The organism is Bacillus sp. CDB3 (assembly GCF_002081505.1).
GTDB lineage: Bacteria > Bacillota > Bacilli > Bacillales > Bacillaceae_G > Bacillus_A > Bacillus_A cereus_AT.
The window spans coordinates 53,320-80,088 of sequence record NZ_ALBR01000022.1 but is presented as its reverse complement, the minus strand read 5'-3'; the positions used below and the strand labels follow the sequence as shown (position 1 = coordinate 80,088).

Sequence of the window (26,769 nt, the reverse complement as noted above, 5' to 3'; positions counted from 1 at the left end):
TATGATCAAAAATGTTGTTTCTCGTATATTAACATACTGTAGCCATAAATATTACAGATAGGCTGGTCGAATGTTAAAATATATATAAATAATTCTTACCATAAAAAATAAATTCCTTTATATTCTATCCGAACTCGCCTATATTCCATAACTTCATTTAGCTTTTTAAGTTAAAAATACATTTAAAGACTCCATTGTTTCTTCACTTGTTCTTCTGCCAACTGTTTAATTTTTGTCCATATCGTATTTTTGCTTACAATAACATTTGTTTGATAATTTCTATCGTTATAATTAACTGTTACGCATACTTCTATCATTTTCTGTTTCCTCCTTTCAAATTTTTTTTATATTTAATTGCTGAAAAGTCTTGGATTTAGTTATAATCTCTAACCTACAACTTCATTTTTTAAATAATCAAATTTAAAAATCCCACTGTTTTTTGACTTGTTCTTCTGCCAATTGTTTAATTTTTGTCCACACCGTATCTTTGCTTACAATAACATTTGTTTGATAGTTTCTATCTTTATAATTAACTGTAACGCATACTTCTATCACCTTCTGTTTCCTCCTTTCAAAAAATTTCTCTTTCATACTATTACTTATTAATTAGCCAACTTTTGCAGTTCAATATTTAAGAATGTTCGAACGCTACGTGGTAAAAATTTACGAATTTCTTCGTCATTAAAACCAATCTGTAATCTTTTCTCGTCCAGCATAATTGGGCGACGTAACATTAGCGGATGCTCAATTATTAATTTATAAAATTCATTCAGCGAAAGTTCATCTATATTTATATTTAAGTCTTGAAAAGTTTTAGATCTAGTTGAAATAATTTCAGTAGCACCATCTTCAGTTAAACGAAGAATGGATTTAAGTTCATCGACTGTAAGAGAATTGGATACGATATTTTTTTCAGTATAATCAATTTGATTCTCTTCAAGCCATGCTTTCGCTTTTCGACATGAACCACAGCTTGTTGTTGTATATAAAACCACCATATTTCACTCACTCCTTTAATTTTCTTTATGAAACGTACATTTTAAATATCGGTTATTGAAATGTATTAAAAAAGATTACAGTTCAGAAACAAATACACGTAATATTATTTATTCGGCAATGTTTCGTTTATTTCTACTATTCGTTTCTTTTCATGTTTCTTTTCATGCTTCTTTTATAAAATTATTGAAACTACATTTTACAGACGATAACCACTCACTTTTAAAAATCTTACTGTAATTTTATACATTACAGTAAGATTAATCAACTGTTAAGTCTTGGAGTAATTAATCATTTTTTGTGTGAATTTCCCCATAGCGTTATGGCGAACCAATTTCCAATGCACTTCAAAATACATTTTATTCATTTCTTACTTACATGTGCTATTATGAAATATATTTAGCACAATAAATAGTACACACTTTAAAGTATTATAGGTACTAAAAAGTAACGTATGCATTTTCAAGTGCCGTTCTGCTTATTTCTCTCTTACATCGGTTATTATGAACGATATTTAGCACAATAAATAGTACGCACTTTAAAGTATTATAAGCACTAAAAAGAAATAATTTTAGTATTACAACGTATGTGAATCCAAAACTGTAATCTAAATTTATCAAAGGAGTTTTTTATGAAGACATATAATATTCCTGTCGAAGCAACTTTAGAAGTTATTGGTGGAAAGTGGAAAGTCGTTATCCTTTGCCATTTAAAGAAAGGAACAAAAAGAACGAGCGAATTAAAACGTTTAATGCCTGGTATTACTCAAAAAATGTTAACGCAACAATTACGGGAACTGGAAGAAGACGATGTAATCCAAAGAAAAGTATATGACCAAGTGCCACCGAAAGTAGAGTATTCTTTAACCGATTACGGTTCGTCTTTAGGAGCGATACTCGATTCCCTCTGCAGTTGGGGAGAGGTTCACCTTGAAAAAAACGGGAACACGTCCATGCTTATTACAGCTGATGAATAATAATCGTTCCTACTATATTGAAGATATAAAAATAGGTTGAGGCAATACTTGCCCCAACCTATTTTTTATGCCTCTTTATAACTTTTTGCGGTAATGACTGTTTCGAATTCAAAGGTTTCCGGCAAATGATCGGCGTAAGAGTACTCAAAAGTGCGTCCATCCGTTAAGTAGGCCACTTGTTCAACTCTCATTAGAAAATCTTGATTTGTTAAGTTCATAAATTGTTTTTCTTTATCATCTGGGCGAATTCCTTTGACCCTGACAACGGATGTCCCTACTTCAAGACCTAGTTTATTTTGAATGTGCGAGTATATCGACTCCTCTAAAACTGAAGCTTCAACACCTGGGATGACCGAAATGGGCATCCATGTATGCTCCATAATCGTCGGAATGCTGTGGATGATGCGAAGGCGGATGATTTTATAGACGAAATCACCGATTGAAACTCCCAATTTCTCAGCAATTACTTCATCAGCACCAACAATCGTAAACTCGATAATTTTACTTTCTACCTCACTGCCGTAAACAGCTTTCGTACCTGTTAAAGTTTGAATCATTCGTGCCTTTTCCTGCTGACGCCAATCTTGAACGACTGTTCCACTTCCGCGCCGGCGGATGATATAGCCGTCTCTAACTAACAAATCCAGCGCTTTTTTTATGGTAAGGACTGAAACGCCAAATTCTTCAGCAAGGACGGGGCTACTTGGAATTTTTTCGTTGATTTTATATTCGCCGTCTAAAATTTGCTGTTTAATTTTTTGGTAAATGCCGAGGTATTTTACTTGTGTTGATCCGCTTGCCATTTCCATACCTCCTTTATGCTGTATTCCCTCTTCTATTCATTCAAGTTTAAAGCCTCAAGTTTGTAAACTGAAGGTGATGGAGCAGCAAATCCGTTTTCCAAGATTTCAATATTTGTTACCGCTTCTTCGTCTTTTACAAGTTTTGGTGCACCATTGACAATTGTTTCATACGCCGCATCATAGAAACACCCGTAATCACCAAGCGGTGTTTTAATTTGTTTTTCAATCCAGTCACCGTTTGCATTTCGATATTTAGCAACCCCATAGTACATCGGCGAATCTTCACCAAATCCTGCACTTTCAGGCATAATACCCGCTTTCAGATCATTTTCCTGCTGATCTTCACCGTATTTAATAAACGATCCATTTGTTCCATGAACGATAAAGCGTGGATAATCTTTCGCTACAACATGGTTCGTTTTCAGTTTAATTTTCAGCTGATTTCCGTAATGTAGACCAACATCGAAATAGTTATCAACCGCACCTTCCACTTCATTATTACGAATATCGTATGTCACCGTATCAGGACGGCCGAATAATGAAATCATACGGTCCATCGTATGAATACCCAAACTATAAAATGAACCTTCTTCTTTTGGACCTTCGTGAGTGATTAAACCGGGACGGAAATAATCAATATGTGATTCAACCTCAACGATATCACCAAGGAATCCTTGTTCTACAACTTGCTTCACAGCTAAAAAATCACCATCAAAACGGCGGTTTTGATAAGGCATAATTACTACACCTTTCTCTCGTCCTAAAGCTAATAATTCTTTCGCATGTTCTACTGTATCGCAAAATGGTTTTTCAACGATAACTGATTTTCCAGCAAGTATAACTTTTTTCGCTAATTCGTAATGCGTATGTGCTGGCGTACAGACCGTCACCACTTGAATTTCTTTATCATTCAACAATTCATCCAAATCAGTAGTGAAACTAACACCTTTTTCCTCATATGGAGCCGCTAATTCTTCATTAATTTGGCGAGCAAAAATCGTTTTTACTTTTATATTTTTACGTGTATTTACATAAGGTAAATGATAGCGGTTAGCTGATTTTCCAAATCCAATAAAGCCCATTGTTAATGTCATATTCTTCAACTTCCTTGCTCATATATTTTCGACTCTATATTTATTATATATTTTTATTATCAAAAGTATATAGTTTTGGTTTTGAAATTATATATTAAAAAAAGTCGAGATAGAAATCATTTTCTGATTCCCATCTCGACGTTAAGTTATAGACCTATGTCCTACCATCATTTTATTTACACCCGATGAGTAGTAGAGAGCTACTTGGTTACATGCTCTTATTCATACATATAAGAACGTGTCATCGGAATTGTATCGTTAATGCCTTTTGTAAATACAAATTGATGTAAATCAATATTACCTGTAAAGAACGAAGCTGCACATGCATTTAAATATAAGCGCCACATACGAATGAATCGCTCATCTTTCGTTTTGCGAACTTCCTCCAGTACGTTTTCAAAATTTTGAGACCAATGTTGCAATGTTTTCCCGTAATGTCTACGTAAGCTTTCCACATCAACAATGAAAAATTGTTCGTTTGTCATGTTCGTGATTAATTCGTTAACAGCAGGTACATATCCGCCAGGGAATATATATTTTTCAATCCAACCATTCGTAGCACCACCATTGGCTGGAGAAGTAATACAATGAAGAAGAGAGATCCCACCATCATTTAGTAGTTTATTAACTGTCTCAAAGTATTGCGTAATATTGTCTTTTCCTACATGTTCAATCATACCTACACTAACAATTTTATCAAATTTATGATTCTTAATATCTCGGTAATCAAGTAAAGACACTTCAACTAAATCTGTAAGTCCCTCTTTTTTAATTCGCTCGGAAGTCTTAGCGTATTGTTCCTCACTTAACGTTACTCCCATCGCTTTCACACCGTACTGCTTAGCGGCAGCTGTAATGAGCTCACCCCACCCGCAACCAATGTCTAATAGCGTATCACCTTTTTGAAGGTTCAACTTTTTCAAAATATGATTCACTTTATTATGTTGAGCTGTCGTTAAAGAATCCTGCTCATTTTGGAAATATGCACAAGAATACGTCATTGTTTCATCAAGCCATAATTTATAGAAATCGTTCCCAATATCATAATGGTGAGCTATATCTTCTTTATTTTTTTGTTTTGAGAAATTCCATTTACTTTTGAAATATTGCAATTTACTATCACCTAAAAAGCTATCTTGCCTTTTATAAATAGAATGAATTGCTTTTTCAAGATTACCCTCTATTTCAAGGTCCCCATTCATATATGCTTCACCGAATGCAATAGAAGGATCCCTAGCGATCTCTTTTTTTGAAAGCGGCTTATGGAAGGTTACATGAAATTGAGGTTCCCCTTCTCCATATTGTATTGTTTCTCCATTCCAAAGTGTAATTTGAACTGGATCTGAAAAAAGATTTTTGAGTATTTTTTTATAAAAAAGTTCTTCAACCATATAGACATCTCCTACTAAAAAATTGAACAAAAAACTATACTAGTTAATAAGTCTTTTTGAACATAGCTTAAAACCGTTATGACTTCTTGCTACGAGTGTCATTATAAAACGGTTATATTATGAAACATAGTACGTACTTTAAAGTGATGAAGGCACTTTTAAGTACCTATTAAAACTTTAATCAATTATTCATCATTGCTAAAACAGCTATTAATATGGTGTAGATTCTTACTTTTCACCATTGTAACTTTCTAAAGTTGTATACTGAAAAACACCACCTCGTCATTAGGTGGTGTTTTCAATATTACATATAGAGATTTCACTTAACTTTACTATTTTTTCTATCTATGCATCGTTCTCCCCATACGGTCAATTGATTTAATACATTTTGCAAAGACCACCCATAATCAGTTAAGGAGTATTCTACTCGGGGCGGAATTTGTTTGTAAATTTCACGTGTAATTACACCGTCTTCTTCCAGCTCACGTAGTTGCTGCGTCAACATTCTAACAGAAATTTCTGGAATCAAACGTTGCAACTCGCTCGTTCGCTTCGTTCCTTTCGTTAAGTGGCATAAAATGACGACCTTCCACTTTCCCCCGATAATTTCTAAAGTTGCTTCTATAGGTATATTATATTGTTTCACGCGTTCTCCTCTCCTTTTTTATAAATTCCCTCTTTATTGTTGCGTAAAATTACATAATTTTCTATACGGCACATTTTAGTTCCTACAGCACAAAAAAGTACCTATATTACAAAAAAGTAATTATATCGCTAAAAAATCTCCCTCTATATACATGACAAAACAAAAAGAAAAAACGAACATATTTCTGTTCGTTTTTTCCTTGTTTATTCGGCTGCTGTTATGAGCATGGACGTGTTCCCATTCTTTTCAAGATGAAATTCTCCCCAAGTACAAAGAGAATCTAGTATAGAATCTAAAGAATGACCGTAATCCGTTAAAGAATACTCTACTTTTGGCGGCACTTGGTTATACACTTTTCTTTCGATTACACCATCTTCTTCTAATTCACGTAATTGTTGTGTTAACATCTTTTGTGTAATACCAGACATTAATTGCTTTAATTCACACGTTCTCTTTTTGTCTTTCTTTAAATGACAAAGGATTACTACTTTCCACTTCCCACCGATAACCTCTAACGTTGCCTCCACAGGAATATTGTATGTTTTCATATAAAAATCTCCTTTAATAAAGTGAAACTTTAATCAGTGGGGGTTTTGTTCATCCCCCACTGATTATTAGTTGAACCAATCGGGCTTTTACGGGCAGTTGATCCCCACCTAACTTCTTTGCTTTCACTGAATTTTGAGGTGGGGATTTTACTGCCCGTTAATGCGGGATAATTTTATAAGGCAATTAAGCTAAAACTTTTAAATATTACTTTTAAGTATCTATAGCACCTTAAAGTACGTACTTTTTATTGTGTTAAACATGTTTCATAATAGCATACGTGAACAGTAAATGAGTAGTACGACACTAAAAAGTACCTGTATTACTTTTTAGTATCTATATCACTTTAAAGTACGTACTTTTCATTATGTAAAATACATTTCATAATAGCATTTGTAAGAGTTGAGTGAGCAATACAGTATTAATTAATTTTCAAATACATTTTAGGAGGATATCTTTAATGAGTAATTTACTACAAGAAAAAATCGGTTTTGGTACAGCACCACTAGGTAATATGTACCGTAATATCCCAGAAGAAGAAGCAATAGCTACAGTAGATGCTGCTTGGGAGAATGGCGTTCGTTACTTTGATACAGCTCCACTTTATGGATCTGGCTTAGCGGAGATTCGTCTTGGTGAAGCACTGTCAAAAAGAAATCGTGATGACTACTTTTTAAGTACGAAAGTAGGTCGGACTATTTCAGATGAACTGGAAGATCCGTCTACACGTGATTTAGGAGAAAAAGGCGGACTTTTCGAATTTGGTCATAAAAATAAAATGATCAATGATTATAGCGCAGATGCAACTCTTCGTTCTATCGAGCAAAGTTTGAAACGTTTAAAAACAGATCGTCTAGACTTTGTTTTCATTCATGATTTAGCACAAGACTTTTATGGTGATGAGTGGATTTCGCAATTTGAAACGGCTCGAACAGGAGCATTCCGTGCGCTAACACGTTTACGTGAAGAAGGAGTCATTAAAGGTTGGGGACTTGGAGTAAACAAAGTAGAATCAATTGAACTTATGCTAGATTTAGAAGAAGCGAAGCCAAATATCTCCTTGTTAGCTGGTCGTTATTCACTATTAGACCACGAGCGTGCCTTGCAACGAGTAATGCCGGCAGCTGTAAAGCATAATATGGATATTGTTGTTGGTGGCCCATATAGCTCAGGTGTTCTTGCTGGAGGTGCTCACTTCGAATATCAAAAAGCGTCACCGGAAATTGTCGCAAAGGTTGAGAAAATCAAAGCTCTTGCAGATCGTCACGAAATCAGTATTAAAGCTGCTGCATTACAATTTTCACTAGCTAATCCAGCAGTTGCTGCTGTTGTCCCTGGTGCAAGTAAACCTGAACGCATTGTAGAAGACCAAGCTGCATTGAACACAGTAATCCCAGCAGCATTCTGGGAAGAAATGCGCGAACAAAAACTAGTAGCACCTAATGCACCACTACCAATCAACGTAAAATAAAGTGAAACTTTAATCAGTGGGCCATCCCCCACTGATTATTTCCCTGCAAATAGCGGGATAAAAAGGAGTCTAATAAATATGGCACATACTACTACATCTATGACAGTTTTTGCTTCACCTGAACAAGTATGGCAATTAATCGGAGGTTTTAACTCCCTTCCAGACTGGTTACCTTATATACCTAGCAGCAAAGTAACTGAAGGCGGTCGTGTACGTCATCTAGCTAATCCAGATGGTGCTACGATTATAGAGCGCTTAGAAGTATTCAATGATAAGGAGCGCTACTACACGTATTCAATTATGAATGCACCATTCCCAGTCACTAATTATCTATCTACAATCCAGGTTAAAGAAGGTACTGAAAGTAACACATCGTTAGTAGAGTGGTCTGGTACGTTCACTCCTGTTGGGGTTAGTGATGAAGAGGCAATTAATCTGTTTCATGGTATCTATAGCGATGGTCTGAAGGCATTGCAACAAGCATTTCTAGATTAATCCAATTTAAAAGAAACAATGAAAAGCAAAGCGATATCGCTTTGCTTTTTTATAAAATCCCTTTTAACTTTTCACCAATTAACTTTGCTACATACTCATAGCCTTCTGGTCCAAAGTGCAATCCATCTTTTTCTTCATCTTCTACAAATCTCTTATAATCCTTTTCTTGAATCATTTCAGCGTACAAATTTAGAAAATGACTTCCTGTTTCTTTCGCCACCTCCTCTACCACGTCTGCATACTGACCGAGCACTTTATTTGCTCTATTATGTTGCCTTGCTTCATCAACTGGTGCAGGACTAATAAATAATACTTTTTCGGATGAAATCGCACTTACAATTCCCTCTAAATTTTCTTTGTAAGATTGTAACGGCACTGGATCAAATAATACCGAATCATTCGTACCAAGAAAAACTGTTACAAAGTCTGGTTTATGTGATAATACATCATCTTCAATCCTATTTAATGCATCGAACGTATTATCACCCGGGGCACCTGCATTAACCACTTTCCAATTTGGAAACATCTCTTGCAAACGTGGTGTTAACCTTGGCGTTCCACCAAAAAATGTTTCATCAGCTGTAATACTATCTCCAAAACATACTAACGTTTTCATTAATCTAGCACTCCTTTTACGTATGAAACAACTTTCCTTCTATCGCTTTCACATATCTTTCCGCAGAACGTTCAACTGCCTCATTCGCATTTTCTTTTACTACTCGGTGGAAGGCGTTATATAGACGATTAAAATGTAACAGCTTCACTCGATTCGCCATTTCCTCAACCTTTCTCGCGGGTAATGGAATTAAGTTCGGATAGCTATACATGAAGCTCACCCACTGCTGATCCGCTACAACTTGAATAATATCACCTGTTAATAAAATACCTTTTCCATCATTTCCTTCTTCCCAATGTAATACAGAACCGCCACTAAAATGTCCTCCGAGACGATGAATGGTAATTCCATCTGCTAATTGTAAAGACTCTCCAGTCCAATAAATAATACGACTACTCGGGCGCATCACCCATTCTTTATCATCTTCGTGTATATAAATTGGTACATCAAATGTTTCCGCCCATTCTACTTGCGTTGAATAATAATGTGGATGTGACAGTGCGATTGCATCTAATTCGCCCCACTCTTTTATCTTCTCAATTGTCGTGTCATCTAAATAAGTAATACAATCCCATAGCAAACGATATGACTCTGTTTTTACTACAAATGCCGTTTGACCGATCGCAAATTCTGGTTTTGTCGTAATACTATAAAGTCCTTTTTCTTCTTCTATAATTTCATTTTTATACGTATCACTCGTTCTCAAGTTTTCTAAAGTTGTCCATGACTGCCCTTTCGGATTAACATATTGTCTCTCCTCATCACAAATAACACAACTTACTGGTTCTTCCACACTCGCTGCATACTGTACTCCACACGTTGTACAAACAAAATTATTCATAGTTATTCCCCTACCCCTTTAATTTTTTATTAAGCTGATATTTGTTGATATTTTTCTGCTTTTTTATTTTCAATTGATAAGCTTATAAGAGTAATAAAGTAAACAACTGTAACCGCCATAGGAATTACGATAAATCCTTTTTCTGCAAAAAGAATCCCACATACAGACGTTACTAATACAGTTCCTACTGATAAAAATCCATAACTTTTACTTTCATAAATCCATACGTACGGTACAAAATGAACTCCTATTAACATCGCTACTACAAAAGGTAACCATTCTGGAAATTGAAAATAGGCAAGTAATACAAACGGAATATTTAATACATTTATCCCACCAATTAATCCCGCTAAAGTCCCTAGCGGATTTCCTTTCGCAAACATATCAATTTTTAATATAGCAGCTATCATTAAGCCGAAAGGAAACACACAGCCCATACCAATTAAATACACCCACACAACTTGCTTTTCTGAAAGAAGAACACCAGTTATGCTCGCTACAATCCAAAATAAAAGACCCGCTATTATAACAGGAAATCCCCTCTTCGTTTTTTGTGCTAAATCTCTTTTTGCTTCTGAAATGTTCATTTCTCTATCTCCCCCCCAATATTTGTGCTATAAAGTCGTCTCAATTTCGCCCATCCAATAACGCCAAGCTTCTAAGTAATCTTCTAAATCTTTCGGGTGATGTCTTAAACACGTATCGATACGCAAATATAAGCCAATGACTATTTCCTCATATAAATCTCGTTCTTTTTTATGAAATACACATTGTTTCATCGCATAACAAATTGCTTCTTTTGTTAAATCTTCCGGAGTTGAACAGAACGCGTAAATTAAATCATATAGAGGATTCCCTAACACTGGTAAAGGGTCTATCACGCCATATAACTTATTTTCTCGAAATATAAAGTTATGGAATCCGAAATCACCATGTAATAAAAATGGCTTATCTATTCCAGCCCCCCTATTCGGACTACTTACTAACTTAAGAACAAGTCTATACTCTTCATCACTTATGTACAGTCTTACATTTTCATGTGCTTCCATCACATCTGTCATTAAAAATTCAGTCCAAGTTTGAACCGGACTTCCTTTCCATCCCCAGCTATCTGCCTCTGGAACTATTTCATACTTATTGATAACTTCTTTTACAAGTGTACTAAGCGTAATCCGTTTATATCCATGTTCGCACGAAGTACTCCCTTCAAGGAAAGAATACACAATATATCTATTTAAAGGCTCCATATACAAAAGCTTCGAAAATAAAGTATTCCCCTCATAAAAAGAAAGAAAATTCGCTTCTTCACGTATTACTTCCGATTCATTCGACTTCATAACATATTTTCCATCCAACAAATATACAGTACTTGTCGTTCCTCCACTCAACACTTTCATGCTTTTCGGATAATGTGAAATAACCTTCTCATTAACTAGTTGTTTAGCGATTACTGAAATGTCCATTCACTCACCCTTACATCTGAAGATTCCTTCAATTCAAAAGACAACTTTACTATTATTTGACAAATTAATGAAAAGCCCTTTTAATATCTTAATATAACAGAAATTAATTTTTATTTTATTAAAACGGCCTCCTTCAAAATTTCATTATATAATTCATTCCATTTATAATGATACATTGCACTCTCTTCTACTCTAACAAACATCCTTTTATCGGATTCATACTCACCGTCAAACTTATGCACTTCATTAATCTCCATCCGGTAGAACGGCTGATACCCTACTTTTGGATACGGGCTATGTTCATTCCAATTTGGATTATCACTATGGTCAACGATAATATATCCAAATAAAGTACATTCTCCTTTTACATAACCTTCTTCCCACGCTTCTCTTTTAAAACATTCTTCTGGTAGTTCCCCTTCTTCTATATGCCCACCAGGAAAGTCCCAACCACGCTTCTCATGGTCTATTAGTAAAACCTTATTATTATGAAAACAAAAACCGTGAACACTTGTGATTCTTTCGTATTCTGGCAATATACAATCTTTTTTCCACGTTAACTTCACTTTTGATTCCCCATAATTTGCGTATATAGTTACCATTTCCCTCACTCCAAATGATCTTCATTTAATCTAGTAATTTCTATTGAATTATCTCTTTCTTTTAACTTACGAGCCAAACTTTCTACACCAAACACTTCTGTAAATGTGTGACTACCTACAATTAAATTTATCCTTTTAAATTTTGCATGTTGCACCGTATATAATGTTTTTTCTCCCGTTATGTACGTATCACAACCTTTTTCTAGTGCACGCTCAATAAGGTTTGTATTGTTCCCTGCACCCGTTAAAATCGCAATCCGTTTCACTGGTCTGTCATGATTTTTCCAGCTCTTCACTTTCTCTTCCATTCTCTCTTCAAGTTTTTCAACTAAGTTTGAAAAGGGAATCGCTTCTTTATATTCTCCTATTCCCGGTAGCTCTTCTTCCTCATACGTGGAATATTCCAGTATTGTATCTATCCCAATTTCGTTAAATAACGACGTACACGTGCCAAACTTTACAAAATCTAACGGCAAATGAATCCAAAAATGGTTCATTTCATATTCTTTTAATTTCTCAATACAAGCCTCTTCCATACCGAATAAAAAACTCCACGGTGCATGATGTGTAAGTATCATATCAACCCCATTTCGATATGCTTCTTCAATTGTTTCTAGCGTCAAATTTGTCGTGTAACCTATTTTGTGAAATTCCTCTTTACTAATGTGAGTGAAACCATACTCGTCATCACCGTATTTATTAAGATGCTCTTCAAAAAGTGATGTAATATGTTCTTTAAACTGCGTTATATTCATTTTCATTTCTCCTTTCATTTACTTTTATATTTCAAAAATAAGGAAATACTATTTAACGACGTTACATACATAATAGGAGGACAATATGAAACCTGAATTTTTAAAAGCTATACATGAAGCGATTGGAAATGTTGAGCATATTCATATAGAAGAAAGTGGTGCAGATAGTTTACTCATTCATCACGATGATGCACAGCAATTAAAACAAGTTGCTGAAACGTTAGAACACAACAATTTCCGCTCTACAATTCGAACAACTGGGGATGCTTCGTATATTGAAGTGTTGAACAGATAAAGAGAAGTCCCAGCTATGTGCTGGGCTTTATTTTTTTATATTAAAATTTCAAACTCTTTCACATATACGGCTGTTCCCGCAATATCTATTTGTAACTTCTCATGTTCTACATCTTTCGTTACATAAACCGTTACACGACCATCTTTATTTATTTCCTGTCCTTGCTCAACGATTGACTCCAATTCATGATCAAAATTGTTCTCCAAATACGTCGCATAATAGGCTCCCATTACACCTGAAGCAGTTCCTGTCACTGGATCTTCTATTGTTCCAGAATAAGGTGATGAGAAATGACGACCGTGCATTCTTGCTTCTGCATCATATGTCTCCAAGCAAAGTGGATGAATAGCAACCTTTGGCATTTCTTTTAATACAGATGGAAATTCACTATTATTAGGTTTCATCCTTTCACATGCTTCAAGTTTTTTAATAGGTACAATTAAAGTCCAAATACCAGTACTTCCATATACAATTGGTAATTTTTCATCTAAATCATTTACTTCAAGACCAATACTGTAAGCTAATGCCTCTTTTGAACCTGTAAAATTTTGAAACCGCGGTGTTGCTTGTCTCATTTTAATAAAAGTTTCCCCACTTTTATTCGCACCTATATGTATCGGCAAAATCCCTACCTTCGTTTCAATTGTTAAATTGTGTTTCCCTTCTAATAATCCTCTTTCATGAAGTGCATATATAGTCCCTACTGTCGCATGACCACATAAATCATTTTCATGACCAGGCGTAAAATAGCGAATTCTTACATCTGCTACTTCTGAAGAAAGAACAAAAGCTGTTTCGTTAAATCCAACCTTTTCAGCAATACGCTGCATTTCCTCTTCCGTTAATCCATCCGCCTCTAGTACAACACCTGCTGGATTTCCCATATTTGGTTTATTCGTAAATGCGTCGTAATGGACTACGTTTACTTTTTTCATCCTCATATCCCCTAATCCTCTTTTGAAACTTTTTTAAAGGCCCAAATATATTTTGAATGATTGTAAGATCGTACATTACCACTTTAACTCCCCTACACCCGGTTCAATAAACTTACCCGAAACATCCTCATTTGAATCCATTATCCAATCATATATATTTTGTGCTCCTTCAGCAGGAGTCATATTCGCATCAGAAGCACCAATGTCCGTCTTTAATTTCCCTGGATGAATGGCGGTTACACGAATTCCTTTATCCGCAAACTCTTGCTGTAAACAGAGTGTTAACATATTTTGTGCTGCTTTCGCAATTCGATATGAATACGAAAACTCTCCTTGAGGAAACTCTTTGGCCGCCATTTTATGTAATGACCCTAACCGAGAGGATATATTAATAATTCTCGGATGGTTCGACTTAGTTAAAGCCGGATATGTACCTTTTATAGCTCGAATAACACCTAAACAATGAACGTTAAATAGGTCCGTTAACTCTTCTGAATTGGTACGTAAAACCTCCGTTTCCTTTCCAGTAATTCCAGCGTTATTTATAACTAAATCAATATACTCTGTATACTCCTCAACTTGCTTCTTAATACACTCAGTACTCTCATCATCTGACAAGTCTGCTAATATAGGAAAACATCTAGAAGAAAACATCTGTTTTAACTGTTCTATCGCTTCCACACTTCTAACTAGCGGATAAACGATATGCCCATTCTCATGAAATACTTTTACTAACTGCAACCCTAATCCTCGATTTCCACCTGTAATAAGTACCCTCATATATCCGTCTCCTTATTTTTATAATAAATAAGAAAATCTGCCCACTTACCATTCCCCATAGAAAACGCCTCTCTCATACATTCAAATGAAAAACCAGCTCTTTCTGCCAAACGAACGGATGGATCATTATCAACATGTATATGTAATTCGATTCTATGAAAATGAAGGTCATTAAAAAATAACGGCAGCGCAGCTATTACACTTTCTACTCCGTATCCATTTTTCCAATATTGATTATGAATAGAGTAGCCCATCATTGCCCATTGATAGTCCATACGTAAAATTTTTATAAGCTCTAGCTTTCCAATATTGGCGCCATCTTCTTTCTGAAAAATACCTAGAACGTACATTTCATCCCGTCGTGCCGCCTCATCAAATCCTCTTATCCATTCCGTGAACCATTCTTTTGTTGAAGACGACATGTCATGATAGCCATCATCGTATTTATATTGAGATGGTAACCTCTTATTGAATCCATCTAACCAACTTTCATAATCCTCTTTTTGAAATGGACGGATAATAAATCTCTCTGTCTCTACTTGTAATAGTGGCAACTTCATGTATATCTCTTCCTTTAATTATTAATTGAATATTCTTTATTATCTTACACAAAATACAAAATCTAGTAAATTATTATGTTTTTTATAAACAAAAATCCAGTTATGCTTTGTACATAACTGGATTTCACTTTTCCTTATATATTAGAATACTTCTTATTCATAACATATTGCGCATACTCTGGTGCACTTATGTCAATCTCTTCATCACTGATTTCATATTCTGCTCCGTATAAATAAAATGAAGGTATAAATTCCATTCCTGTATATAAGCTTGTAGCGTGAAATGGTTTCTTCAATTCATCCATTGTAATTCCGCTATTTTTATAGTCTTTTTCTAAGCCACCTATAGAAATAGCTACACCAAATTCTTTCCCCTTCACTTTATCCCCTTTTGATCCGTAGGCAAATCCATATGTTAATACATCATCGAACCATTTTTTTAATAATGGTGGTGAGCTATACCAGTATAGTGGAAATTGAAATATATATCGGTCGTGCTCTACTAACAGCTTTTGTTCCTCTTCAACATTAAACTCCCAATTTGGTGCCGCTTTATATAATTCATGCACCGTAATTTCATCTGAATATTTCTCAAGTTCTTCTACCCATCTTTTATTAATTCGAGACTTTTCAATATCAGGATGTGCTACAATTACAAGTGTTTTCATATATTTTCTTCCCCCTTATAAATAATTCAAACGCTTTAGTATTAGTATGAATGAGTCACATATACTTGAAAAGTACGTACTTTCAGGTACTATAGGAACCTTAAAGTACCTGTGGAGGTGTTATATGAATCAAAATGATGATTGCCCAATCGCAACGACACTCGACGTGATCGGCGGAAAATGGAAAGTCCATATTTTATGTGTTTTGATGGATGGAAAAATGCGAACGAATGAAATCAAACGAGAAATCCCAAACATTACGCAAAAAGTTCTTACACAACAACTTCGGCAACTTGAAGCTGATGGGATTATCCATCGTACTGTATATCAAGAAGTACCACCAAAGGTTGAGTACACAATAAGCGAACATGGTAAATCTTTAATGCAAATTATGGATGAGCTATTTGAATGGGGAAAAGATCATCAGATGAAGAGGTTAAATGAGTAAAAGAGCTCTACTTACTTTGTTACATCTTCTATCTCAAGAATTCTTCTGAAATTTTATAATAGGGGTATCGTCACATCACTATTAAGCTAACAAAAAATACCCCTAAAATGAAAAAAAGTTTATTTCTCAAAGGAATTAACTGTAGTGAAAGAAAATTACATATTCTTATAAATATAGCTCTTATGTAAAATCCTAAAAAATTATGGGAACAAAATTGCTTTCTTATTCTCATCTTACTGTTAAATTCAAGAAAGTCAGCATTTAAACTAAACTTGATAATATCGCTTTTGTACGATTGTCCGTTACCTCATAATAAATTTCTAATCCTTTCCGAGTACCTGTAACGATTTTAGCGGCTTTTAGTTTGGACAAATGCTGACTAATTGTACTTTGGGGCATTTGTAAAACTCCATACATTGTTGTTACATTCGTAGGGCCTTTTGCAAGCATTATTTTTACTAAGGATAAACGGACAGGATGTGCCAATACCTTTAATACTTCAGCGATTTCTTCATACATTTCTTTTGTTTTTTTCATATTTTTTCTCCCCTTTTATATAAATATTAATGATATCCATATATATAATTCGAAAGGATACACCATTTTGTGTCCGTCATTTAAAAAATTTAAATAATAAAAATTTCTCTAGTTTGAAACTAGAGGGGTTAATTAACATGAAACGAATTCTCATATTCTATAGATTCTTCTTTCCATCCCCTTGATGCTGTGTGGCAGGAATGTTTTCCCCTTCATTATTAGGCCCGTTATTTTCTTACTGAGACACCCTACCGTTGTTTTCTCGCTGATGTTCATTATTTCCTTGTTGAGACCCTCTACCGTTGTTTTCTTGCTGATTTTTATTATTTTCTTTCTGAGATCCTCTACCGTTGTTTTCTCGCTGATGTTCATTATTTCCTTGTTGAGACCCTCTACCGTTGTTCTCTTGCTGATTTCTATTATTTTCTTTCTGAGATCCTCTACCGTTGTTCTCTTGCTGGTGTCCATTATTTCCTTGCTGAGATCCTCTACCGTTATTCTCTTGCTGGTGTCCATTATTTCCTTGCTGAGGTCCTCTACCGTTGTTTTCTTGCTGGTGTCCATTATTTCCTTGCTGAGATCCTCTACCGTTATTCTCTTGCTGGTGTCCATTATTTCCTTGCTGAGATCCTCTACCGTTATTCTCTTGCTGGTGTCCATTATTTCCTTGCTGAGATCCTCTACCGTTATTCTCTTGCTGGTGTCCATTATTTTCTTTTATTTGCTTCATTTGCTGTTCCTTGGATTGTTTTTGTTCTATATGCCCCTGCTTCTCGTATCTTTCTTCTTTTGCAGGAGACGAATCCGATGATACATCAGGAGATGACTTTGGTTGCTCTTGATTAGACGGCGGCGCAGGAGGAGTAAGCGATTTCTGCTTCTCATTCTCTTGCTTTATATAAACACCTGTGCCAACTCCTGCTTTCATGGCATTCTCACGCATTTGCATCGTACTGCTTTGATATACGACTGTAACGTGTTTTGTTTCATACTCTTTCTTTAATTTTTGCATAGCCTTTTCCAACTGTGGTTCTAACGACTTGTCCTTTGTAACAGCTGTTAGCATAACTTGCTTATCATTCGTTAAGTACTTATCCTCTTGACTCTGCTTTATAATAGTACGTATTACGTCTTGCAGGTATTTATTTTCCCATCGCTTCATTTCTTTTAAAATACGCCTTCCATCATCATTACAAGCTCGCAAATCTATAACACGAAGATCCTTTGTTACGCTCACCTCTAAACTTGGATTTATATCAACTGAGACATAAGCAAATACTTTTTCTTCCGGTTGGTTGTAGAAAAACAGCAACACACATAGAAAACAAGCAACTAGTAATGATGCAGGATTTAAGAAAGAAGGGATTGAAAAACGCGGTGCTCTTTGTTCTTGTTCTTTAAACGAGATTTCTTCTCCAATCATGTAAGAGTGCGCTTTTCTTTTAAACGAAATAAATTCTCCATTTGGAGTTAAAACAACTACGCTATGTTTTTTTATATCCATCACAATTCCTTTATTCATCATGCTTCCCCCCTCTTATATAATCAAGAATATATGTATAGTTATTTGCAAAGATAATACACATTGCGATAATGTATTTTCTATGTCGCTCCAACGTTTTACGACTTACCCTAACACGTGGCTCAATATGTTTCAGCGGTAACTTTTTCTTTCTGAACAGCTCTTCCATCATTTTCTCGTCTTTTATAATAATCTTTACAATTTCTATTAAGTGCTCACGCGTATCACGATGCTTAGGAGATTCCTTAGCAAGCTCTGAAAATGTGATTTTAAACTCAGCTAGCACACTTTGAAAATGAAGAATTTCCTCCTTACGGTTACTATTTTCTATCTCTTTCATATACTCCGTAAGCGATACTTGCATTTCTAATAGTTCCTCTTGCTTATCTTCTTTTAAAAAGACAAGATTATGCTTAGACTCCTTGCGTATATAGTCAATTACATCTCTTTTTATAAGAAGATCAGCAAACGCTAGAAAAGATTTTCCTTTTTTATATGAATACTGTTCAATTGCCTCGTTAAACGCAAACAATCCAATACTATATTCATCATCCTGTTCTGTAATATATCGGCGGCAGACAGACGAGATTGATTTTCTAATAAACGGCTGATACTGTACGATAAAAGCGTCCTTATCTCCACCGTTGTTTTGTATGTTAAATACGATATCTTCTATTTTCGGTTTTCTTAAGATCTTCATTACTAAACTCAACACTTGTAATCTCTCTCCCTCCTTCTGCTTTAAATAGCAAAATGGTCACTAAACAAGTGACCATTTAACCACATTTTCTTAGTACTTTTCTTTTAGCTTGTCTTCTTACTGTTGTTCATATTTTTCACGACCGATTTTTCAGATGATTATTCTTTTCTACTTGCGCTAGAGTGAAGTCTGTATTTTGTTCTGCTTTCTTGTTTTCTTTTGCAATAGCGTCCGCTAGTTTTTCTTGTTCTTTTTCTATTTTAGCCGCAATCTTTGAATAACTCTTCTCTATATTTTTGGTAATTTTAGCTTTTACTTTCGGATTCCCCACTTAATCTAGCAATTTTAGTAATGCTTCAATGTTGTTTTCGATGTGTACTTTTACTTTCATTGCTTCTTTTTCTTCCATTTTCTTTCTTCTACTTATATATATTCGAAGGAATAAAAAATTTTATGGGGGTCAAAAAAATATTTTTTATAAAAGTGAGCGGAAAACATATCAACAAAACTACAGTCTAGATACATAGTGCTCTCCTTTCAAATTTCATAGGTTCTTCTCTTATCTATTTTACTTTTTATACATAAAAAAAGAGCGAATATACATTCGCTCTTTCCCACATATTTACGGCGCAAAGCTTATCATCCAACCTAACATAAATCCAAATACAGCAAACAGTAGCATAAAAACAAATAAACTACATGCCCACCATGCATATTTTCGACTTTTGCTTTTTGTGATCATGCCTACGACTGAGCACACCAATCCAATACCAACTATTTGCAGAAAACCTTTACCTATAAATGTTTCTGGAATAAGCAATATAATGTTCAAATACAATAACGCTAGAAAGGCAATAATTAATGAAATAATCCCCATCCACGATTCCTGTTTATAAATATGACTCTTTCTTTTTTTTAAGAATGCCAATTCCATAACCTCGCTTCACCTACTTTCAATTTTCTAACCTTTTCATGGCTCATCAATTTTTCAACTTCACCTTTAGGCCCAGTTACAACTGCCCCGTATGTTTTTACCCCATTTTTTTCAAGGAAAGAAATACGCTTTGACAACTCTAATGTTTTCGCTCTAGAAAGCTTCACCGCTAAATTTTCATGCTTCTGTAATGACTTTAACACACCAATAAATTGTTCCTCATGAGGTGAATCACTTATAAAAGCACCACTTAGACTTGAAATCATATCTGCGGGAAAACCAATCGGAGCAACATACATACCCTCATCATTCTTTTGCTTCTCCTCTAATCCTGTATTCACGGCATACCAAACAATATCAATAGTTGGAAACATGTTCTCTACCTCTTGTACACTTAATAATTCTCTAAAAGATACAAATGCTTCTACAACAGATTCTTGCGGAAGACCCTTTAATACCTGTGCTTCTTCGCTACTATTATAGGACGTATTATAATTATTAGGATGAGACAATACCTCATTATCTATATATGGGATTTCTGGAATTTTTTCATCCGTTGTATATTCACGGCTTACTTTCGCTGCTTTACTTAATAAATAATATGTTTTCTCTTCTCCTATTCGAATATCTTTCTTTCCTACCCTTTTATACAAATCGAAATGCAATTGTAAACTAAGCGGCAGCACTGTTTGCTCTATGTCTCTTTCTTTCATAAATACATTTGGTTCCGTTACACTTAACGTTTGGTTTACTACATTCCGTATCTCCATTGCGTTTGTAGGTGCAAATATATAGTATGCGAGTGTAGATATATATAAAATAGGTTGAATAAGTAATAAAAAAGTAAATACAATCAAAAGATTCGTAATACGCGCTCTTTTTTTTCCTATTTTCAACACTTGCTCCTGTTTTCCATCAGGAAGAGAAGCAGGTCTTTGATGAAGAGCTTCTTGCAACAATTCTTTATAACCATCTTGTTCAGAATGAGGTTTATCATTTGTCATTTTGACTCTTTTCCTCCTTTAACAATTGTTTTAATCTCTTTCTCCCACGAAATACGTGACTTTTATACGTGTTTAACTTTAAATCTAATACAGAAGCACCCTCTTCGTATGTTAATTGATGTACGTCACATAATAAAATAGCTTGTGCCTCTACCACTGGTAAAGTATGAATAATCTGAATTAACTTTTCATAACTATTTTTTGCGACTACATACTCTTCTGTAGATTCACCTGCTTGTATTGTCTCTAATTCCTCCGTTCCTACAAAAGTTACTTTTTTCTCTTTCCTAACAAAATCAATAAACGTATGGTATGCCACTTTAAAAAGCCATGATTTTACCTTTTGGTTTTCATAGTCTTCTAAATAAAGATACGCCCGATAAAAAGTCTCCTGCATCAAGTCCTCCGCTACATGATGACTACGAGAAAGGGAAAATAAATACCGGTACACATCGTTTATATAAACCTTATATATTTCTTCAATTTCCATCCCCCCTCCTCCTTTCATATATAACACGAATAAGCGCGTTAAAAAGTTGCATTATTTTTCCTTTTTATATTTTATATTTATAAAAAAAGAAACAACATTTATACATTTCAATAACCATTTACAATTATAAACAAAATTTGAGATGTTATGACTGTAAATTCCTTAAAAAAGAAAAGCCATCAATTTGAAAAAAGTTTAATCAAATTGATAAAAAAATCGTGGGATTATCATAGGTGCTAATTTCTTGATCCATAACATCTATTATTTGGTTGTAGGTAAAGAATTTCATTTTAATATGTGGTCTTCCATTATTATATTTAGTATCGTATTTATTTCGGGTTTCTCGTATATGTTGAAAAAGGGTCCAGATATACTTATTAATGATTAAACCAATAGTAATTATCCTAGGCGCTACCATGATTTTGGTGGCGTTTTGTTTGTTGTTCAGGAAAGCTAGCAAAACTAAATCCCCTTAATAATGAAAAAACACGCCATCCTTTCCTATGATCTCAAGAAAAAATAGTGTATTTTTTAGTTTTATGAAGAACTAATTATTTCTTTTATATAATAAGAAAGGAAATTTATTATCATATTAATTAAACATATAACCTCGCTTCCTATTAAAAGGAGTATTTTGTTTTGAACTGTCGCTCCATTTCATTCATTTACTACTCTTTTCTTCATCTTTCATTTTCCAACATACAAGAAACACGACCTGTACCAGCCCGCCTAAAAAAGAAATGATTTTTTATATCATAGTTTAAAACCCTTTAACAAATTCATCACAAAATTCTCCCCCCTAAAAGTTGCATCATATCTTCATATAGTCATAAAATTAATCTGTGGTCGAAAATACGTAAAGAGCTGCTGGAATGAATTACTGAGAATACGAAGAATAAAGGAGAGAAACGGAGTAAAAACTAAAAAATTAGACAAGGAAAATGGAGAGATGAATTAAATGTTAAAGATTATCAAACATTTAAAGCCATTTGTTGCTTCCATCATTGCAGTTGTATGTCTTTTAACTGTGCAGGCAGTATGCGATCTATCACTGCCAGACTACATGTCTAACATTGTCAATGTAGGGATTCAACAAAAAGGTGTAGAAAATGCAGTACCTGAGGTTATTCGTAAAAGTGAAATGGATAAACTTACGCTCTTTATGAATGAAAATGAGAAGAAAAAAGTTGCTGACAACTATGTGCTTTTAGATAAGAACAACCTCTCTCAAAGCGAAATGAAAAATGACTTAAAAGATTATCCGCAGCTTGATAAAGAGCCACTTTATAAGTTACATACAGAAGATAAAAAAATAATTAATCAACTTAACGATATCTTTGGGAAACCAATGTTAATTACACAAGGAATTGAAAAAGGTGGCTCATCCGCTTTCTCTCCTGCTGCGACAGGTGACAACAACACACCAGCGAAGCTTCCGCCAAATACAGATCCTTTTGCAATCATTGCGAAACTTCCTCAAGATCAAATTAATGCAATGAAAGAAAAGGCAGATGAAAAGTTTAAGAATATGCCAGGCAGCATGGTAACACAATCAGCTGTTTCATACATTGAGAATGAGTATAAAAAGATCGGTATCAATATAGATAAGCTTCAATCTAATTTTATTCTTACTTCCGGCGGGAAAATGCTACTTTTATCCTTAGTAAGTATGGCAGCTACCGTTATCGTGAGTTTACTTGCTGCAAAAGTAGCTGCAGGACTCGGCAGAGACCTTAGAAAGAAAGTATTCCGGAAAGTTACAAACTTCTCGAATGCGGAGTTTGATAAGTTTTCCACTGCATCTCTAATCACAAGAAGTACAAATGATATCCAGCAAGTTCAAACACTTATGGTTATGATGCTTCGCATTGTATTCTATGCACCAATTTTAGGTATCGGCGGCATTATTAAAGTACTTACTACAGACCTTTCAATGGGATGGATTATCGCAGTTGCGGTAATCGCGATTTTAAGCCTAGTCATTGGTTTATTTAGCGTCGCGATTCCTAAGTTTAAGCGTATCCAAAAGTTAGTTGATAAAATTAACTTAATCACTCGTGAATCTTTAACAGGTATGCTCGTTATTCGTGCTTTTAATAATCAAAAACATGAAGAAAAGAAATTTGAAAAAGGAAATCAAGATTTAACAAACACAAATTTATTTGTAAGCCGTTTAATGTCATTTATGATGCCAATGATGATGTTTATCATGAATGCCGTTACTGTACTTATTATTTGGGTTGGATCACACCAAGTGGATATGGGACATATGCAAGTTGGTGATTTGATGGCATTTATGCAATATACAATGCAAATCATCATGGCCTTCTTAATGATTTCAATGGTATCTATTATGGTTCCACGTGCTTCAGTTTCCGCACAACGTATCGCAGAAGTTTTAGATACTGACGTTACCATTAGTGATGTAAAAGAGCCGAAAACATTTGCTTCAGACAAGAAAGGTTACGTTGAATTTAAAAATGTTGGCTTTAGATATCCAGGTGCAGAAGAAGATGTGCTTTCCAATATCACCTTTACTGCAAAACCTGGTGAAACGACAGCTTTCATCGGAAGTACAGGTAGTGGTAAATCAACATTAATCAACTTAATTCCACGCTTTTACGATGTCACAAGCGGCCAAATATTAATAGATGGCACGGATATTAGAGACGTATCTCAGAAGGAATTAAGAGAGAAAATTGGTTATGTACCGCAAAAAGGAGTTCTCTTCTCAGGTACAATCGAGAGTAATTTGAAATACGGTAAGAAAGAAGCAACTGAAGAAGAACTCGCAAAAGCGGCAGAAATCGCACAAGCTATGGAGTTTATTAACGCGAAACCTGAAAGCTTCCGTACAGAAATATCACAAGGTGGTACGAACGTTTCCGGTGGTCAAAAACAAAGACTTTCTATTGCGCGTGCTCTTACGAAAAAATCGGAAATCTTCATATTCGATGATAGTTTCTCAGCTCTTGACTTTAAGACAGACGCAGCATTGCGCAGAGCTTTAAACAATGAGATTACAGGAAGTACTGTTTTACTTATTGCCCAAAGAATCAGTACAATCATGAATGCCGATAAAATCATTGTACTTGACGAAGGAAAAATAGTTGGAACTGGTACTCATGAAGAGCTTATGGAAAACTGTGAAGTTTATAAGCAAATTGCTTTATCACAACTTTCAAGAGAGGAGTTGTCATCATGAGTGATAGAAAAATAGAAAATAGAAAACAAGGCGGCCCCGGTCCTGGCGGTGGCGGTCATATGGGCGGCGGCATGAGAAAGATTGAGAAGGCAAAAAACTTCAAAGGAACGATGAATAAACTCCTTCAATACTTGAAGCCCTATAAATTATCAATCTTAATCGTTATCCTTTTTGCAATCGGTAGTGCAGCCTTTACAATCGTTGGTCCAAAAATTTTAGGAAAAGCGACAACAAAACTTTTCGAAGGACTCGTAAGCAAAGTTTCAGGAGCACCAGGTGCGGCCATTGACTTTACCTATATCGGAAACATTGTCATTTTACTCCTTGGATTATATATACTGAGCACTGTGTTTGGTATTATCCAGGGGTACATTATTTCTGGAGTAGCTCAAAAAGTATCTTATAACTTCAGAAAAGAAATCGATGAAAAAATTAACCGGATGCCGCTGAAATACTTTGATAAAACAACGCACGGCGAAGTATTATCGAGAATTACAAATGACGTAGATACAGTGAGCCAAACTTTAAACCAAAGTATGTCGCAAATCATCACATCCGTTATTACAATCATCGGTGTACTTATCATGATGTTATCAATCAGCTGGCAAATGACATTAGTGGCGCTTTTAATATTGCCAGTATCGATGATTCTCATTATGGCAGTCGTAAAACGATCACAAAAATACTTCAAATCCCAGCAAGAATATTTAGGACACGTAAACGGTCAGGTCGAAGAAATTTATAGTGGTCACAATATCGTAAAAGCCTTTAACAAAGAAGAAGAAGAAGTAAAAAAATTCGAAAAGGTAAATGATACCCTTTACCACTCCGCATGGAAATCCCAATTTTTATCTGGAATGATGATGCCGATTATGACATTTATCGGTAATATCGGTTACGTCGCTGTATCTATTTTAGGCGGATGGCTTGCGGTAAAGAGAACCATCGCAGTTGGAGACATTTTAGCCTTTGTGCAATATGTTAGAAGCTTTACGCAACCAATCGCTCAAGTAGCACAAATCGCGAACGTACTTCAATCCACTGCAGCTGCTGCAGAAAGGGTCTTCGAATTTTTAGAAGAAGAAGAGGAAATGCCAGAAGCAGAAAATCCAGTGAAGCTGCAAAAAGTTCAAGGAGAAGTTACCTTCCACGATGTTCAATTTGGATACAATCCAGATAAGATCATCATCAATAATTTCTCATCTAACATTAAACCTGGACAAAAAGTAGCAATCGTCGGACCAACTGGAGCTGGTAAAACAACGATTGTAAAACTGTTAATGCGTTTCTATGACATAAACAGCGGTACAATATGTATCGACGGTCACGATATAAAAGATTTCACGCGAGAAGACCTGCGCAACATGTTTGGTATGGTACTTCAGGACACTTGGCTATTTAACGGCTCCATCATGGAAAATATACGTTACGGTAGACTCGATGCTACAGACGAAGAAGTAATTGAAGCAGCGAAAGCAGCTCACGTTCACAACTTCGTAAAAACATTACCAAATAAATATCAAATGGAACTAAACGAAGAAGCAAGCAACGTATCCCAAGGACAAAAGCAACTACTAACAATTGCACGCGCCCTTATAGCTGATCCGAAAATATTAATACTCGATGAAGCAACAAGCTCCATTGACACTCGTACAGAAGTACTGATTCAAAAAGCAATGGAAAACCTTATGGAAGGTAGAACAAGCTTCATTATCGCTCATAGATTATCAACAATACGTGATGCAGATCTAATCCTTGTCATGAAAGATGGGGATATTGTAGAACAAGGTAATCATGAAGAGTTATTGAAAGCTGGTGGTTTCTATGCTTCGCTTTACAATAGTCAGTTTGAAGGTGCGGATGCTTCGTGAGATTGATGGCACACTCCTCTTTTTTAGAGGAGTGTTTTATTTTTATCCCCTATTTTAATAACATTCATTGAAAACATAAAAATAGCCATCATTTCACGAATATTGAACTTACACCCTTCGCTATC

Annotated in this window: 32 protein-coding genes; 7 read left to right on the top strand and 25 right to left on the bottom strand. The window is 35.0% G+C overall.

What is annotated here, in order from left to right:
• Positions 1-182: 182 nt before the first annotated feature.
• The 3 genes from CDB3_RS07750 to spxA form a co-directional block, all read right to left on the bottom strand.
• The gene (locus CDB3_RS07750; protein WP_071747492.1) at positions 183-317 is read right to left on the bottom strand and encodes a BA3454 family stress response protein; all 135 of its coding nucleotides are present in this window, start codon (positions 315-317) and stop codon (positions 183-185) included.
• A 103-nt stretch (positions 318-420) separates the two neighbouring features.
• On the bottom strand, positions 421-555 hold the full coding sequence (locus CDB3_RS07745; protein WP_000573519.1) for a BA3454 family stress response protein: 135 nt from the start codon (positions 553-555) through the stop codon (positions 421-423).
• A 47-nt stretch (positions 556-602) separates the two neighbouring features.
• Positions 603-998 carry a transcriptional regulator SpxA gene (gene spxA / locus CDB3_RS07740; RefSeq protein ID WP_128853999.1) on the bottom strand — a complete coding sequence of 132 codons (396 nt, stop codon included), beginning with the start codon at positions 996-998 and terminating at the stop codon, positions 603-605.
• 629 nt (positions 999-1,627) lie between these two features.
• On the opposite strand from spxA, the gene CDB3_RS07735 reads away from it, so the two are divergent.
• Complete coding sequence (locus CDB3_RS07735) at positions 1,628-1,972, top strand: winged helix-turn-helix transcriptional regulator (RefSeq protein ID WP_061131035.1); 345 nt, start codon at positions 1,628-1,630, stop codon at positions 1,970-1,972.
• Positions 1,973-2,037: 65 nt separating this feature from the next.
• On the opposite strand, the gene CDB3_RS07730 is transcribed toward CDB3_RS07735, so the two are convergent.
• The 5 genes from CDB3_RS07730 to CDB3_RS07710 all read right to left on the bottom strand — a co-directional run bounded on the left by CDB3_RS07730 (position 2,038) and on the right by CDB3_RS07710 (position 6,454).
• Complete coding sequence (locus CDB3_RS07730; RefSeq protein ID WP_128853998.1) at positions 2,038-2,775, bottom strand: GntR family transcriptional regulator; 738 nt, start codon at positions 2,773-2,775, stop codon at positions 2,038-2,040.
• 32 nt (positions 2,776-2,807) lie between these two features.
• Positions 2,808-3,869, bottom strand: coding sequence for an oxidoreductase (locus CDB3_RS07725; protein WP_128853997.1), 1,062 nt, complete (start codon positions 3,867-3,869; stop codon positions 2,808-2,810).
• A gap of 218 nt (positions 3,870-4,087) precedes the next feature.
• Positions 4,088-5,260: a cyclopropane-fatty-acyl-phospholipid synthase gene (locus tag CDB3_RS07720; protein WP_128853996.1), complete on the bottom strand. Its 1,173-nt coding sequence runs from the start codon at positions 5,258-5,260 to the stop codon at positions 4,088-4,090.
• A gap of 319 nt (positions 5,261-5,579) precedes the next feature.
• The gene (locus tag CDB3_RS07715) at positions 5,580-5,906 is read right to left on the bottom strand and encodes a winged helix-turn-helix transcriptional regulator (RefSeq protein ID WP_128853995.1); all 327 of its coding nucleotides are present in this window, start codon (positions 5,904-5,906) and stop codon (positions 5,580-5,582) included.
• Positions 5,907-6,109: 203 nt separating this feature from the next.
• Positions 6,110-6,454 carry a winged helix-turn-helix transcriptional regulator gene (locus tag CDB3_RS07710; protein WP_128853994.1) on the bottom strand — a complete coding sequence of 115 codons (345 nt, stop codon included), beginning with the start codon at positions 6,452-6,454 and terminating at the stop codon, positions 6,110-6,112.
• A gap of 458 nt (positions 6,455-6,912) precedes the next feature.
• On the opposite strand from CDB3_RS07710, the gene CDB3_RS07705 reads away from it, so the two are divergent.
• Both CDB3_RS07705 and CDB3_RS07700 read left to right on the top strand, forming a co-directional pair.
• Positions 6,913-7,923: an aldo/keto reductase gene (locus CDB3_RS07705; protein WP_128853993.1), complete on the top strand. Its 1,011-nt coding sequence runs from the start codon at positions 6,913-6,915 to the stop codon at positions 7,921-7,923.
• Positions 7,924-8,001: 78 nt separating this feature from the next.
• Positions 8,002-8,418: an SRPBCC family protein gene (locus tag CDB3_RS07700; RefSeq protein WP_128853992.1), complete on the top strand. Its 417-nt coding sequence runs from the start codon at positions 8,002-8,004 to the stop codon at positions 8,416-8,418.
• A 49-nt stretch (positions 8,419-8,467) separates the two neighbouring features.
• On the opposite strand, the gene CDB3_RS07695 is transcribed toward CDB3_RS07700, so the two are convergent.
• The 6 genes from CDB3_RS07695 to CDB3_RS07670 form a co-directional block, all read right to left on the bottom strand.
• Positions 8,468-9,034: an SGNH/GDSL hydrolase family protein gene (locus tag CDB3_RS07695; protein WP_128853991.1), complete on the bottom strand. Its 567-nt coding sequence runs from the start codon at positions 9,032-9,034 to the stop codon at positions 8,468-8,470.
• Between the two features lie 16 nt (positions 9,035-9,050).
• The gene (locus tag CDB3_RS07690; RefSeq protein WP_128853990.1) at positions 9,051-9,875 is read right to left on the bottom strand and encodes an MBL fold metallo-hydrolase; all 825 of its coding nucleotides are present in this window, start codon (positions 9,873-9,875) and stop codon (positions 9,051-9,053) included.
• A 29-nt stretch (positions 9,876-9,904) separates the two neighbouring features.
• Entirely contained in the window at positions 9,905-10,462 is a 558-nt protein-coding gene (locus CDB3_RS07685) for a DUF7010 family protein (protein ID WP_128853989.1), read from the bottom strand.
• 27 nt (positions 10,463-10,489) lie between these two features.
• Positions 10,490-11,338, bottom strand: a complete 849-nt coding sequence (locus tag CDB3_RS07680) for an aminoglycoside phosphotransferase family protein (protein ID WP_128853988.1) — start codon at positions 11,336-11,338, stop codon at positions 10,490-10,492.
• 110 nt (positions 11,339-11,448) lie between these two features.
• Entirely contained in the window at positions 11,449-11,940 is a 492-nt protein-coding gene (locus tag CDB3_RS07675; protein ID WP_128853987.1) for an NUDIX hydrolase, read from the bottom strand.
• Between the two features lie 5 nt (positions 11,941-11,945).
• Positions 11,946-12,695, bottom strand: coding sequence for a Nif3-like dinuclear metal center hexameric protein (locus tag CDB3_RS07670; RefSeq protein WP_128853986.1), 750 nt, complete (start codon positions 12,693-12,695; stop codon positions 11,946-11,948).
• An 85-nt stretch (positions 12,696-12,780) separates the two neighbouring features.
• Here CDB3_RS07670 and CDB3_RS07665 point away from each other — a divergent pair, with 85 nt between their 5' ends.
• Positions 12,781-12,990, top strand: coding sequence for a hypothetical protein (locus CDB3_RS07665; RefSeq protein ID WP_000801638.1), 210 nt, complete (start codon positions 12,781-12,783; stop codon positions 12,988-12,990).
• A 35-nt stretch (positions 12,991-13,025) separates the two neighbouring features.
• Here CDB3_RS07665 and CDB3_RS07660 read toward each other — a convergent pair whose 3' ends face one another.
• The 4 genes from CDB3_RS07660 to CDB3_RS07645 all read right to left on the bottom strand — a co-directional run bounded on the left by CDB3_RS07660 (position 13,026) and on the right by CDB3_RS07645 (position 15,933).
• Complete coding sequence (locus tag CDB3_RS07660; RefSeq protein ID WP_128853985.1) at positions 13,026-13,925, bottom strand: PhzF family phenazine biosynthesis isomerase; 900 nt, start codon at positions 13,923-13,925, stop codon at positions 13,026-13,028.
• A 75-nt stretch (positions 13,926-14,000) separates the two neighbouring features.
• Positions 14,001-14,705, bottom strand: coding sequence for an SDR family NAD(P)-dependent oxidoreductase (locus CDB3_RS07655; protein WP_128853984.1), 705 nt, complete (start codon positions 14,703-14,705; stop codon positions 14,001-14,003).
• Positions 14,702-15,265: a GNAT family N-acetyltransferase gene (locus CDB3_RS07650; protein WP_128853983.1), complete on the bottom strand. Its 564-nt coding sequence runs from the start codon at positions 15,263-15,265 to the stop codon at positions 14,702-14,704. The genes CDB3_RS07655 and CDB3_RS07650 overlap by 4 nt, the downstream gene beginning before the upstream one ends.
• 134 nt (positions 15,266-15,399) lie before the next feature.
• Positions 15,400-15,933: an NAD(P)H-dependent oxidoreductase gene (locus CDB3_RS07645; protein ID WP_128853982.1), complete on the bottom strand. Its 534-nt coding sequence runs from the start codon at positions 15,931-15,933 to the stop codon at positions 15,400-15,402.
• Positions 15,934-16,057: 124 nt separating this feature from the next.
• Between CDB3_RS07645 and CDB3_RS07640 the strand changes: the two genes are divergently transcribed.
• A complete protein-coding gene (locus CDB3_RS07640) occupies positions 16,058-16,381 on the top strand; it encodes a winged helix-turn-helix transcriptional regulator (protein ID WP_097832622.1) in 324 nt (107 codons plus the stop codon).
• A gap of 261 nt (positions 16,382-16,642) precedes the next feature.
• Here CDB3_RS07640 and CDB3_RS07635 read toward each other — a convergent pair whose 3' ends face one another.
• The 7 genes from CDB3_RS07635 to CDB3_RS07600 all read right to left on the bottom strand — a co-directional run bounded on the left by CDB3_RS07635 (position 16,643) and on the right by CDB3_RS07600 (position 21,568).
• The gene (locus tag CDB3_RS07635) at positions 16,643-16,918 is read right to left on the bottom strand and encodes an ArsR/SmtB family transcription factor (RefSeq protein WP_097832621.1); all 276 of its coding nucleotides are present in this window, start codon (positions 16,916-16,918) and stop codon (positions 16,643-16,645) included.
• Between the two features lie 235 nt (positions 16,919-17,153).
• Positions 17,154-18,440, bottom strand: a complete 1,287-nt coding sequence (locus tag CDB3_RS07630) for an anti-sigma-I factor RsgI family protein (RefSeq protein ID WP_306295550.1) — start codon at positions 18,438-18,440, stop codon at positions 17,154-17,156.
• Entirely contained in the window at positions 18,433-19,155 is a 723-nt protein-coding gene (sigI, locus tag CDB3_RS07625; protein ID WP_128853980.1) for an RNA polymerase sigma factor SigI, read from the bottom strand. The genes CDB3_RS07630 and sigI overlap by 8 nt, the downstream gene beginning before the upstream one ends.
• 121 nt (positions 19,156-19,276) lie before the next feature.
• On the bottom strand, positions 19,277-19,471 hold the full coding sequence (locus CDB3_RS07615; protein ID WP_256869676.1) for a hypothetical protein: 195 nt from the start codon (positions 19,469-19,471) through the stop codon (positions 19,277-19,279).
• A gap of 291 nt (positions 19,472-19,762) precedes the next feature.
• Entirely contained in the window at positions 19,763-20,074 is a 312-nt protein-coding gene (locus tag CDB3_RS07610) for a hypothetical protein (protein WP_128853979.1), read from the bottom strand.
• A complete protein-coding gene (locus CDB3_RS07605; RefSeq protein ID WP_128853978.1) occupies positions 20,056-21,078 on the bottom strand; it encodes an anti-sigma factor in 1,023 nt (340 codons plus the stop codon). The genes CDB3_RS07610 and CDB3_RS07605 overlap by 19 nt, the downstream gene beginning before the upstream one ends.
• Positions 21,068-21,568 (bottom strand): sigma-70 family RNA polymerase sigma factor, encoded by a 501-nt coding sequence (locus CDB3_RS07600; RefSeq protein ID WP_128853977.1) that lies wholly within the window; start codon positions 21,566-21,568, stop codon positions 21,068-21,070. Before CDB3_RS07600 ends, CDB3_RS07605 begins: the two co-directional genes overlap by 11 nt.
• A gap of 958 nt (positions 21,569-22,526) precedes the next feature.
• On the opposite strand from CDB3_RS07600, the gene CDB3_RS07595 reads away from it, so the two are divergent.
• Together CDB3_RS07595 and CDB3_RS07590 are read left to right on the top strand one after the other, a co-directional pair.
• Complete coding sequence (locus CDB3_RS07595) at positions 22,527-24,773, top strand: ABC transporter ATP-binding protein (protein ID WP_128853976.1); 2,247 nt, start codon at positions 22,527-22,529, stop codon at positions 24,771-24,773.
• A complete protein-coding gene (locus CDB3_RS07590; protein WP_128853975.1) occupies positions 24,770-26,644 on the top strand; it encodes an ABC transporter ATP-binding protein in 1,875 nt (624 codons plus the stop codon). The genes CDB3_RS07595 and CDB3_RS07590 overlap by 4 nt, the downstream gene beginning before the upstream one ends.
• Positions 26,645-26,769 lie beyond the last annotated feature (125 nt).